Here is a 12,977-nt window from a genome sequence, read left to right as displayed (position 1 = left end):
CTTTATATAACCCTTAATCATATAATTATGGCATTTGAATTACCTGCGTTAGCATACGCAACAGACGCACTAGAACCACATATCGACAAAGCAACCATGGAAATTCACCATGGCAAACACCACCAAGCCTATGTTACCAACTTAAACAAGGCTTTAGAAGGTAAACCAGAGGCTAACAATAGCATCGAAGATATTGTAAAGAACATCTCTAAATATCCGGCTGCAGTACGCAACAACGGTGGCGGCCACTTTAACCACGCTTTATTCTGGACAGTTTTAGGCCCAAATAAAGGCGGCGAGCCAACTGGCGATTTAGCTAAGGCTATCAACGAAGCTTTTGGTTCATTTGCAGAGTTCAAAACTAAAATCCAAGATGCGGGCGCAACTCGCTTTGGTTCTGGTTGGGCTTGGCTTTCTGTAGGTGCCGATGGCAAGTTATTTGTTTCTTCTACACCAAACCAAGACAATCCGTTAATGGATATTGCCGAGCAAAAAGGTACACCTATTTTTGGTATCGACGTATGGGAGCACGCTTACTACTTAAAATACCAAAACAAACGTCCTGATTACTTAGCGGCAATTTGGAACGTAGTAAATTGGGATGCAGTAGCAGAACGTTACAAAAAAGCATTAGGTAAATAATCGCTTTTTTTATAAAAATTAGTAACGGGGCAATCAATTAAGATTGCCCCGTTTTCGTTTCTACTGATAAAAACCGCAAACAACTTTAATTTGGCTGTATTTGCAACGTTAGCCACAACTTTATACCACCAACAGCATAACTGCCTAAAAATCTCCTGTATTAATTTAGCAACAAAGCAATGTTTAAAACTCTTTTACCGTTATCTTTTTAAGATTATGTAATTTTCCGGCTTTTATACATCAGTTCCCCTATAGTAATGAGATTTAGAATACTACTAACCGCTATAAGCTTAGCTATATTTACGTTAAACGCCTGCACCAGTAAAGAAGAGAAAGAAAAAAAAGTTGCCGAAGACAAGAAAGTAAGAAAACCGGAAGACGATAAAGCAGATAGCCTTTTATTAGTTTACGATAAAAAGAAAGAAGACAAATGGATTGCTGATTTTGTAAACAATCTCCATAAAAAATATTCATTTAACGGCAACGTATTGGTAGCCAAAAAGGGTAAAATTATTTATCAAGGTGCTAAAGGTTGGGCAGATTACCTACATCGCGATAGCCTAAAAATAAACTCGGAGTTTGAACTAGCATCCATTACCAAAACTTTTACCGGTACGGCTATAATGCAACTGGTAGAAGCTGGCAAACTAAGCTTAGACGATAACGTTAAAAAGTTTTTCCCCAATTTTCCGTACGAAGGCATTACCATTAGGCTTTTATTGCCACACCGCAGCGGTATGATGAACTATGTTTATTTTATCGATGATATTTGGCGTAAAGAAAAACGCAACATGAAAAAAGGCGTTACCAATCAGGAAGTAATGCAGGTAATTGCCGACGAAAAACCAAATCCTTATACTAAGCCAGGTAAGGTTTTCCATTACAACAACTCTAACTACATGGTGTTGGGTGCTATTATCGAGAAAGTTTCGGGCATGCGCTATTCACAATACATGATGGAGCATATTTTTAAGCCTGCCGGCATGAAAAACACCCACGTTTATTCTAAAGCCGAGTATGAAAAAATTCCGGTTGATGTAGTGGGCCACGATAGAAATAGTTTCAGATACTCTGTAGTACAAAACTTCCTAGACGGCCCAGTTGGCGACAAAGGAATTTACAGTACCATACATGATTTAGTGCTTTACGATAAATATCTCCGTAACGAAAGATTGCTTAAAAACTCAAGTTTAGATTCTGCTTATGTTGGTCGTAACAAAGCCATTAAAGGCCATTTTAACTATGGCTATGGCTGGCGCATTTTCGAAGATAAAGGCAAAACAAAAGTAGTTTATCATACAGGCTGGTGGCATGGTTTCCGCCATATTTATGTAAGAGATTTAGATAAGGATATTGTAGTGATGTTTTTGGGCAATGTAACCAATGGCAGTTTAATGCAATTAGACGAACTGTACAAATACCTAAAAATGCCTGTAATTAGAAAAGGCGCTTATACAGGGGCAGGTGCTGCGCCAGGCACAGATGAAGATTAAAATTCCTACCTTGAAAGCTAAAATGCATTCGATGACTTCAATGAAAACAGATAGGCTTTTATTACGGCCAATAACGCCAGAAGACAAACAAAATATCTATAAAGGTCTTTCGCATCCCGAGGTGATAAAGTTCTACGGCGTTAGCTTTCACTCGTTAGAGGCCACCGAAGAGCAAATGATTTGGTATAGAGAATTGGAGGAAAATGAAACTGGCAGATGGTGGGCAATTTGCTCGGCAGATGGTCGAACATTTTATGGTGCTGGCGGATTTAACAATCTCAGCAAAGCACATAAAAAGGCAGAAATAGGATTTTGGCTACTCCCCGAATTTTGGGCTAAAGGCTTGATGCAAGAAGCGTTTCCTTTAATTTGTAGCTATGGTTTCGATACGCTTGGCTTAAATAGAATTGAAGCTTTTGTGGAAACCGAAAATAGTAACTGCAAAAAAGCAATTGAAAAACTTAATTTCAAGCACGAAGGCACCATGAGAAATTGCGAAATAAAAGACAATAAATTCTTAAGCATTGCTATTTACTCGAAATTAAAGAATGATTGATATTATCAACCATATAGCTTATTGAAATACCACAAGCTTAATGCTATTCGCTTTCTATCTTTGCAAAAACTTCTAAAATTATTATGATACAAGTTTTATATGAAAAATATACATTTGTAATTATAATACAGCGTAGCTCTTTCCGTTTTTAGCATCGATAATATCATCAATCAAACCATCTTAAAAAATTAATGTCAGTTTCCAATCAGCTAAATAAATTATTTAAACATAGGTATGGGCCTTTGGTTTTAGCAGTTATATTACTTGCTGTAAGCTCTTTAATTACACGCATCGTTTTACTTTGCCACTCTGCATCTTCTTTCGAATGGTCGTTTTTAAATCTAATTAAAGTCTTTTTTATTGGGCTATTTTACGATCTATGTGTGGCATCGTACGCGAGTATTCCTTTAGTGCTGTATTTGTGGCTTTGGCCTTCTAAATGGTACAACACTAAGTTTAATCGTGTATTGCTTAGCATTTATTTTTTGTTGGTTGTTTTTTCCTTGATTTTTAATGCTGTTTCTGAGTGGTTTTTTTGGCAAGAGTTTTCGGTACGATATAATTTTATTGCGGTAGATTATTTGGTTTATACCACCGAGGTAATTGGCAACATTCGTCAATCGTATCCCATAAATACGATTATTGCCGTACTGTTAGTGGTTACTTTGGCTATTGTCTTTTTAATTAGACGTAAAATTTGGGCCTCTACCTACCATAAAATGCACTTTAAAGAGCGTTCTAAATATGCGCTAATGTTATTGTTACTCCCTTTGGCTACTTATTTTTTGGTAAGCCACAAATGGAAAGAACATAGTACAAACACCTACGTTAACGAACTTTCGGGTAACGGCATGTACGATTTTAGCTACGCCTTTTGGCACAACGAGCTCGATTATGACTTTTTTTACAAAACCATCCCAATAGAAAAAGCGGCAGCCATAGTAAACCAACAATTAAACAGCAATACTGGTAATTTCCAACCTAGAAAAATTACCAGTAATGAGCCCGAAAAAAAGATGAATGTGGTTTTGATTAGTGTAGAAAGCTTAAGTGCCGATTTTTTAGGCAGCTATGGCAATGAAGAAAACATTACACCAAATCTAGATTCGCTTGCTAAACAAGGTATGCTGTTCACCAACCTGTATGCATCGGGAACCAGAACGGTGCGTGGCCTAGAAGCCCTTGCCTTAAGCATTCCGCCAACCCCTGGGCAATCTATTGTAAAGCGCCCCAACAATAAAGACCTGTTTACTTTGGGCAATATTTTTAGAAGCAAAGGCTATAGTAGCAAATACATTTATGGTGGTTACAGTTATTTCGATAACATGAACGAGTTTTTCTCTAACAATGGTTATCAAGTAATAGACAGAAGTTCCTTAAAAGACAACGAAATCCACTATTCTAATATTTGGGGCGTGGCCGATGAAGATCTTTTCACCTTGTCGTTACGAGAACTCGATAAAGAATACGAAAGCAAAAAACCGTTCTTTGCACAAATCATGACGGTCTCTAATCATCGCCCCTATACCTATCCAGAAGGGCGCATAGATATTCCTTCGCATACAGGCAGGTCTGGGGCAGTTAAATATACCGATTATGCCATTGGCAAATTTATTAAGGAAGCAAAACAAAAACCTTGGTTTAATAATACGTTGTTCATCATCGTTTCCGACCATTGTGCATCTAGCGCCGGAAAAGTGGAATTGCCTATCAACAAATATCATATTCCGATGATATTTTATGCCCCGAAGTATATTAGTCCATCGAAGTTTGAAAAATTAACGGCACAAATAGATGTGGCGCCAAGTATTTTAGGCTTCTTAAATTTCAGCTATGAAAGTAAATTTTTTGGCCAAAATGTTTTTAAGATGAAAGACGAAGACCAAAGGGTTTTTATTAGTACTTACCAAAGCTTGGGCTATATTAAAAATAATAAGCTAGTTATTCTAAGTCCTAATAAAAAAGCAACTACGTTTAAGGCCGATTTTATCAATGGTACCGCTATGCCAATAGCCGAAGATACTAATCTAGTTAACGAGGCTATCGCTAATTACCAACTAGCATCGTACTTATATAAGCAAAAAATGTACAATAAGTAACGTATTGCACTGTTAAGAGGCCTAGTTACGAGGAGGTAGGCTTACAACAAATTACGAAATCTTATCGAAACTAATGCCTACATTTTTCTTAGAAAGGAAGCTTTTTAACAAAGTATTTTCAGGGCTTTCTACATTTGGATCTTTGTCCAGTAGCGCTATTACAGTGTTTCTTGCCTCTTGTAAAATTACTTGATCTTTAGCCAAATCTGCCACTTTCAACTCTACCGTTCCGCTTTGCATGGTTCCAGTAATATCGCCTGGACCACGTAGCTCCAAATCTATCTCCGAAATCTCGAAACCGTTATTGGTGCGCACCATGGTTTCCAATCGTTTTTTAGAAGTGGGATTTAGCTTATCCTTAGACATTAAGATACAAAAAGACTGCTCGGCACCACGACCAACCCTTCCACGCAATTGGTGCAGCTGAGATAGCCCAAATCGTTCTGCATTTTCTATTACCATTACCGAAGCATTAGGCACATTTACGCCAACTTCAATTACAGTAGTAGCTACCATAATTTGAGTTTTGCCATCAATAAAGCGCTGCATTTCATAAGCTTTATCTGCATTGCTCAACTTACCATGCACAATACTAATTTGATACTGAGGGCGTGGAAATTGATAGCTTAGCTGCTCAATACCCGCTTCCAAATGCAGCAGATCTAACTTTTCACTTTCCTTAATTAAAGGATAAACGATATATACCTGTCGCCCTTTGCCTATCTCTTCCTTCATCATCCCAAACATGCGCATACGCCTGCCTTCCACAAAATGAAGCGTTTCTATCGGTTTTCTTCCCGCAGGTAATTCATCTATTACAGAAACATCCAAATCGCCATATAAAGTCATGGCCAAAGTTCTCGGAATTGGTGTAGCAGTCATTACCAAAATATGTGGCGGAACAGCATTCTTTCGCCAAAGTTTGGCACGCTGTTCTACACCAAATCGGTGCTGCTCATCTATGACCACCAGTCCTAAATTCTTAAACTGAACTTTATCTTCAATCAGCGCATGTGTACCTACTAGCATATCAATCTCACCGCTTTCTAATTGCTGGTGTAAAACTGTACGCTGTTTCTTTGTGGTGCTACCTGTTAAGATAGCCACGTTTGCCAATTGTCCTTTCAACATCCCTACCAACGATTCGTAATGCTGGCGGGCCAAAATTTCTGTAGGAGCCATCATACAAGCTTGGCAGCCGTTATCATTAGCCAACAGCATGCTCATTAAGGCCACAACCGTTTTTCCGCTACCTACATCGCCTTGTACCAAACGGTTCATTTGTGCACCACGCTGTGTATCAGTTCTAATTTCCTTAATTACCCGCTTTTGTGCATTAGTTAAATCAAAAGGGATAATTTCATTATAAAATTGGTTTACTCGTTCTCCAACATTACTAAATAAAGCACCCTTAAATTTTAAGCTTCTGAGGTGTTTATTGTACAGCAATTGCAGCTGAATAAAGAACAGTTCCTCAAATTTCAACCGTCTTTCTGCTTGCTGTAATGCCTTTGTGTTTATAGGAAAATGAATGTTAATCAGTGCTTCCTTTTTGCCAATCAGCTTATACTTTTCGAGAATATATTTGGGCAAGGTTTCCCTCACTTCGTTGGCATGAAGCTCTAAAATTTGATAAATCAGTTTCTGAATCCCCTTGCTATCTAAGAAACTTTTTTTGAGCTTTTCGGTAGAATTATAGATAGGTTGCAAGGTTAAATTTCCGGTTACACCTCCAGAAGTTTGCCTAGGGTAACTTTCTAAATCTGGATGGGAAATACTAAAGCCTCCGTTAAAGAAATTGGGTTTGCCAAAGGCGATATAGGCATTGCCTCTGTAAATATTTTCTTCTACCCATTTTAAACTTTGAAACCAAACCAGTTCCATCGTACCTGTTTCATCACCAAATTTGGCTACAATTCTCTTTTTGTGTTTCTCTCCAATAGTTTCTTTGGTCATGATTTTACCAATCACCTGCACCAATGGCATATCTGGAGTTAGTTCGTTAACCTTGTAAAAACGAGTTCTATCAATGTACCTAAAAGGATAATGATGCAAAAGTTGTTCGTAGGTAAAAACCCCAAGCTCTTTTTGTAGCAACTCGGCTCGTTTAGGCCCAACGCCCTTTAAATAAACTAGAGGTGTTTCTAAATTGGATGCGAACAAAACTTACTATTTTCTTCTAAAAGTAAGCATATCTTTAATCATGTTCCAATTAAATAAAAAAACGGCAAATAGCAACAGCAAATAAGCCATTAGTTGATGCGAATCAATCTGCTCGTTAAAATAGAAAATAGCTACTGCAAAAGCAATGATAGGATTGATGTAAATAATAATGCCCAAGGTAGAAGATGGGATACCCACCAAAGCGAATAGACTTAAAAACAATGGAATAACGGTAAACACGATAGCAATTAAAACTATGTTTAACCAGAAACCTGCTTCCATTGGTAAACTGGTATGCTGATAGAAGAAAAACGGCAACATTAATAGTACAGCGATTGTAATCTGTACCGCCAATACATTTAGCTTGTCGAGATTTTGCATTTTACGCTGTATAATTAAATAAAAAGCATAAAGCGCCGCAATAACTACCGACCAAGTTACTTCTACCACAGAGCCCGTAGCTAGCATTAAAATACTAGCGGTAGCCAAAATTAGCGCTACAATTTGAACTTTGTAAAGATGTTCTTTTAATATTACAAAACCACCAAAAGCAGTAATGAGCGGGCAAACCATATAGGCAAAAGCACCAGATTTGATACTGATATTGTTAATGGCATAGATAAATGTGTACCAATTAAATACCAATAGCACAGTTGCGCCAATAACCTGGCTTACAACAATTTTTTTCTCGCGAGTAGTAATGTGCTTAAAATAGCTGATGTCTTTCTTTAACTCTTTTCTTCTGAATAAAAAGATGGCCAACCAGATTACCACTAGCGAGGTAAAAATACGGTAGTACAAAATCTGCTCGGGCGAATAGGCTTTGAGGTTTCTTAGCGGAATAGCAAAGAAACCCCAAATTACCGCCGATAAAACTCCAGAAAACAGGTATTTTGATTTACTGGGAGCCAAGATTATCCTTTATAAGCAGTTACAGAAATTTCTACATTTACCCCTTTAGGCAATCCCTTTACCGCCACGGTTTCTCTAGCAGGAAAATCACTTTTAAAATAAGAACCATAAATTTCGTTTACTTGTGCAAATAAAGCCATATCAGACAAGAAAATAGTTGTTTTAACAATATGATCAAACTCATAGCCAGACTCTACCAATAACGCTTTAATATTACGCATTACTTGATGAGTTTCTTCTTCTAAAGAGCCGTTATTTAATTCGCTGTTTTCGGGATTAATAGCAATTTGACCAGAAGCAAATAAAAAGCCATTAGCCACAATAGCTTGGCTATAAGGCCCAATAGGCTCGGGAGCGTTAGAGGTGTAAATTGTTTTTTTCATTTGTTTAATTTTAATGATTAATTGGTTAGGCTAACAAGTTGATCTGATAAAAAATTCAACTAAATTATCTCCGCAAATTTAGGCATAAAAAAAGTCCCGATGTTAAAATCGGGACCTTTTATATTGTTATTACTTTAAAGAAATATTAGTTTCTTGAAGTTTCAACACGACGGTTTTGGATACGACCTTCTTCTGTATCGTTAGAAGCAATTGGTTTAGTTTCGCCAAAACCTTTAGTAACTACACTGCTAGCACTAACGCCAGAGTTTACTAAGTAAGTTTTAACAGAGTTAGCTCTGTCCTTAGATAATTTCATATTGTATGCAGCAGTACCTTCGCTAGATGCATGACCTGCAACTGTTACTTTACCACCGTTTTCACGCAATACTGAAGATAATTTATCTAAAGTAGGGTAAGATTCTGTTTTTAATACTGAGCTATTGAATTCAAAACCGATAGTTTCGAAACCAGTAACACCAGAGTTAGGAGCTGTTACCGAAGTAGTTTCTGGGAATTTGATAGTACGACCTGAACCATCAACTACAGCACCTGGAGCTGAATTAGGCTCTTTGTCAAACATATCGGCAACACCGTCACCATCGCTATCTTTTTTCAAATCATCAACTGATTTTTCAACATTAGCAACACGGTTTTTCAATGCCTCAACTTCTTGACGTAATGAAGGATCTTTCAATTCATCATACATCATCGCAAGAGGGTTAACCCAATCCAAGTTAGGTTTAGCTTTAGAACCTAATGAGAATTCTAAACCAGCTGAAGTGTAAGAGAATTTATCTTTAGTAAATCCGTTAGCACGAGTTCCATCAAAGTTATCTCCGTCAACAAAGTTCATGGTATAAGCTAAGTTGAAAGATACACGATCAGAAACTTTAAATTTGATACCAGCACCTACAGGGATATAAGCTTGTTTTACGTAAGAATCGCCACCAGCAGCTTCTTTAACATCTTTCCAGTTAGTTACTGTACCATTTTGAGCTGTTACAATAGGATTGTAAGCTGCAACACCGTACCCACCAGTAACGAAGAAGTTAACTGAGTTCTCACGACGCAAGAAATCTACAGTTGCTACGTTAACAACACCTCTTAAGTCAACCGCATACTGTAATTCAGTTTCGAATTTACCTTGGTTACCTGCTTTTTCATTGTGACCAGAAACTTTACCACGGAAAACATTCCCTTCTAAACCGAAAGCATGACCCAATTGCTTGCGCAATGAAAGACCATAACCTAAGTTAACGTCCCAATTAGAGTAATCGTTTGTTCCGCCAGTTACCACAACAGGAGCTAAAACGCCTGCGTTAACACCTAAAGACCAAGTTCTGTACTGAGCCCTACCACCAAATACCTTGGCAGAAGAAGTAGTTGCAGGCGCATCTTGAGCACTAGCAATAGAAGAAACTCCTATCAGTGCTACTAAAGAAGCTGCAACGCCCTTTTTTAAAGTAGAATAATTCATAATTTTCTTTTTAAGGTTAAACAAAATATTTTATTGTATAATTTTTTGTAAGACAAAATTAAACAAATTTTTATAATCTCAAAACCCTTACACAAACATTGTTCCAAACACAATCGGCTTTTAAAATACAGCTAAAATAATATTTTAAAATACTGACATCCAGATACTCTAGTTTAAAAACACTGCTTTTTAACTGGAATAGCACAATAAAACCCCTTTAAAGCACACATTGTACATGTAGTCCTAAATTTTATACACCTATAGGTTAATCTCAACACCATTGCGCTATAAAAGTGTACATATTAAAGTTTCCTTTTTTCAACGCTTCGGTAATGGCAGATAAAATTTTCTGCTTATCTACATTGGCCATTCTCTTATGTTGAATGAGTTGGAATGCTTGTTTTGCAAGTAACTGTTCTTTTTTTATTACAGCAACAGTATCAGCTGTTAAAATCCAATCGCATACTTCTGTTATTCCAACATTTTTATCGGCAATGGTTTTAAACACAGGAATTTGTTGATGTTGGTCTTTTAACATTTTTTGCAATCCGTTGGCAAAAACATCGGCACCTATTCTATCGGCCTTATTAACTACAAAAGCTTGCGCCACCTCCATCAACCCAGATTTTATATGTTGTATTTCATCTCCTGCTTCTGGCACTAACACTAAAATTGTTTTATCTGCAAGGCCTGCAATCTCTACCTCCGATTGCCCAACACCAACAGTTTCTACAATAACCAGATCAAAATTACTCGATCTCAAAACATCTACCATTTCTAAGGTTTTCGCAGAAATTCCGCCCAAAGAACCCCGGGTAGCAACAGATCTAATATATACATTTGGATGGTTAAAAAGCTTGGACATTCTTATCCTATCTCCTAATAAGGATCCGTAATTAAAAGGAGAAGTAGGGTCTATGGCAAGAATAGCCACCCTTTTATTTGCTGCACAAAACGCTGCTGTAATGGCATTTACCAATGTGCTTTTCCCAGCACCTGGCGGGCCCGTTATACCCACTACCGGCACCTCGCGGTTAATTGCTAATTTCTTTAATAATGCTGCCGCTGGATCAATATCATTTTCGACCAAGGTTAAAGCTCTTGCCAAAGCAACAAAGCTCCCATTTTTAATTGGAGTTATTATATGTTCAAGGTCTATTCGTTTAGCAACCATATTAACAAATAAACATAATAAATCAATTACATTTATCATAACGGTTAGAAACTGTTTAAAAACATCGCAAGTATTTTTACGGGCTTGCTTCGATAGGGGGCTCAAACGCCATCCTAATGCGAAAGAAAAATATGCTCGTTGCCCTTGTGCCTTGCTTTAGGGACAAAAGCAGTTGCTTAATATATTGCAATGACAGAAGATTTATCAAAAACCATAACTTTGCACTCTTATAACATTTTAGATGAAGACATATTTTAGGTTATTATCATTTGCCAAACCAATTGAAAAGTTTGCCATTCCATATATTATTGCCACGCTTCTATCCATCTTATTTGGCACGTTAAATCTAGCTTTGCTATCTCCATTATTTGAGACTTTATTAAAAGCAAAGCAATCTAATTTGATCAACAACATCACCACAGACCCTTCTTCAAGTTTTGATATTTTGGGTAAGTTCAGGCAATTTGTTAACAACTCCATCAACAGTGCAGGAGCCGAAAAAACATTGTTCTATGTTTGTATTGTCATTGTAATTTCGGTATTGCTATCAAATATATTCAGGTATCTTTCTCAAAGAACAATGGAAGATCTAAGAGTGCACACGCTGCTTAACTTCAGAAAAAGAGTATTTGATAATGTGATGAATCTTCATGTAGGTTTCTTTAGCAATGAAAGAAAAGGCGACATCATTTCTAAAGTAGCCTCAGATGTGCAAGTGGTTCAGTTTACCGTAACCAATACCTTACAGGTTGTTTTTAAAGAGCCGCTTACGCTAATTGTCTATATCATCATGCTGCTTACTATTTCCGTTAAGCTAACCTTGTTTTCTTTACTTGTTATTCCGGTTGCGGGCTTTATCATTAGTAAAATTGTAAAACGATTAAAGAAACAAGCAAAAGAAGCGCATGAATCTTTTGCAAAAATGATTGGCTTTTTAGATGAGGCGCTGGGCGGAATTAAGATTATTAAGGCATTTAACGCCACAGAAAGAACCAAAGACAAATTTAACCAGGAGAATATTTTCTATTCTAACTTAAACAGAAAGATGGTTCGCAGGCAGCAATTAGCCTCGCCTGTTTCCGAGTTTTTAGGTGTGCTTATGGTGGCTATTATTGTTTGGTATGGTGGTTCATTGATTTTACATAACGATAAAAACGCCCTTGCCGCCTCAGACTTCATTGCCTACATCGCTATTTTTTCTCAGGTAATGCGTCCAGCAAAAGCAATTGGCAACTCGTTTAGCGGCATACATTCTGGAATTGCCGCTGGCGAACGGGTTTTAGAACTGATCGATACCAAACCAGAACTGGTTGATAAAGAAGATGCAAAAATCTTCTCAGATTTTAATCAAGCTATTGTACTAAAAGATGTAAGTTTCTCTTATGGCGACAAACAGGTTTTAAAGAATATCAACATCACTATTGAAAAAGGCAAAACCATTGCGCTAGTAGGTCCATCTGGAGGAGGAAAAAGCACTTTAATGGATTTAATACCTCGTTTTCACGACCCAAAAAACGGCTCGTTAGTAATTGATGGCTTTAATTATAAAGACCTAAAAGTAGAAAGCATTAGGGCGCAAATGGGTATTGTTAACCAAGAGTCGTTTTTATTTAACGACACAATATTTGCCAATATTGCTTACGGAAAACCAGAAGCAACAGAAGAAGAAGTAATTAATGCGGCTAAAATTGCCAATGCCCACGATTTTATTATAAACAGCGAAGATGGTTACCAAGCCAACGTTGGCGATAGGGGCAACAAGTTATCTGGGGGCCAACGGCAACGAATTTGTATTGCTAGGGCCGTACTTGCCAATCCTCCTATTATGCTTTTAGACGAAGCTACTTCTGCCTTAGATACCGAATCGGAAAAATTGGTGCAAAATGCGCTAAACAACCTCATGCAAAACAGAACCTCTGTTGTTATTGCCCACCGATTAAGCACCATACAGCATGCTGATAAAATTGTGGTGATAGACAAAGGTGAAGTAGTAGAACAAGGCAGCCACAGCGAACTGCTGGCCGAAAAAGGGCTATACCATCGCTTAATAGAAATGCAAACCTTTAATGATTAATGAA

General features: G+C 37.4%; 10 protein-coding genes. 5 read left to right on the top strand and 5 right to left on the bottom strand.

Annotation, left to right across the window (positions count from 1 at the left end; genetic code table 11):
* The first annotated feature begins 27 nt into the window (after window positions 1-27).
* The 4 genes from B3I52_RS10340 (at window position 28) to B3I52_RS10325 (ending at window position 4,790) form a co-directional block, all read left to right on the top strand.
* Window positions 28-642, top strand: a complete 615-nt coding sequence (locus tag B3I52_RS10340; protein WP_293301002.1) for a superoxide dismutase — start codon at window positions 28-30, stop codon at window positions 640-642.
* Between the two features lie 257 nt (window positions 643-899).
* Window positions 900-2,135 carry a serine hydrolase domain-containing protein gene (locus B3I52_RS10335; protein ID WP_293301001.1) on the top strand — a complete coding sequence of 412 codons (1,236 nt, stop codon included), beginning with the start codon at window positions 900-902 and terminating at the stop codon, window positions 2,133-2,135.
* Window positions 2,125-2,691 carry a GNAT family N-acetyltransferase gene (locus B3I52_RS10330; protein WP_293300999.1) on the top strand — a complete coding sequence of 189 codons (567 nt, stop codon included), beginning with the start codon at window positions 2,125-2,127 and terminating at the stop codon, window positions 2,689-2,691. Before B3I52_RS10335 ends, B3I52_RS10330 begins: the two co-directional genes overlap by 11 nt.
* Window positions 2,692-2,882: 191 nt before the next feature.
* Window positions 2,883-4,790: an LTA synthase family protein gene (locus B3I52_RS10325; RefSeq protein ID WP_293300997.1), complete on the top strand. Its 1,908-nt coding sequence runs from the start codon at window positions 2,883-2,885 to the stop codon at window positions 4,788-4,790.
* 51 nt (window positions 4,791-4,841) lie between these two features.
* Here B3I52_RS10325 and recG read toward each other — a convergent pair whose 3' ends face one another.
* From recG to meaB, 5 genes are all read right to left on the bottom strand, one after another.
* Window positions 4,842-6,953 carry an ATP-dependent DNA helicase RecG gene (recG, locus tag B3I52_RS10320; protein WP_293300995.1) on the bottom strand — a complete coding sequence of 704 codons (2,112 nt, stop codon included), beginning with the start codon at window positions 6,951-6,953 and terminating at the stop codon, window positions 4,842-4,844.
* 6 nt (window positions 6,954-6,959) lie between these two features.
* A complete protein-coding gene (locus B3I52_RS10315; RefSeq protein WP_293300994.1) occupies window positions 6,960-7,865 on the bottom strand; it encodes an EamA family transporter in 906 nt (301 codons plus the stop codon).
* Between the two features lie 2 nt (window positions 7,866-7,867).
* A complete protein-coding gene (locus tag B3I52_RS10310) occupies window positions 7,868-8,248 on the bottom strand; it encodes a RidA family protein (RefSeq protein WP_293300992.1) in 381 nt (126 codons plus the stop codon).
* A 145-nt stretch (window positions 8,249-8,393) separates the two neighbouring features.
* Window positions 8,394-9,725 (bottom strand): OmpA family protein, encoded by a 1,332-nt coding sequence (locus B3I52_RS10305; protein ID WP_293300990.1) that lies wholly within the window; start codon window positions 9,723-9,725, stop codon window positions 8,394-8,396.
* 271 nt (window positions 9,726-9,996) lie between these two features.
* Window positions 9,997-10,938 carry a methylmalonyl Co-A mutase-associated GTPase MeaB gene (gene meaB, locus B3I52_RS10300; protein ID WP_293300988.1) on the bottom strand — a complete coding sequence of 314 codons (942 nt, stop codon included), beginning with the start codon at window positions 10,936-10,938 and terminating at the stop codon, window positions 9,997-9,999.
* 202 nt (window positions 10,939-11,140) lie between these two features.
* Here meaB and B3I52_RS10295 point away from each other — a divergent pair, with 202 nt between their 5' ends.
* The gene (locus tag B3I52_RS10295; protein WP_293300986.1) at window positions 11,141-12,973 is read left to right on the top strand and encodes an ABC transporter ATP-binding protein; all 1,833 of its coding nucleotides are present in this window, start codon (window positions 11,141-11,143) and stop codon (window positions 12,971-12,973) included.
* Window positions 12,974-12,977: the final 4 nt, after the last annotated feature.

This window comes from Pedobacter sp. UBA4863, assembly GCF_002399615.1.
GTDB lineage: Bacteria > Bacteroidota > Bacteroidia > Sphingobacteriales > Sphingobacteriaceae > Pedobacter.
The sequence above is the reverse complement of the archived record's forward strand: the minus strand, read 5'-3'. Positions and strand labels throughout refer to the sequence as shown.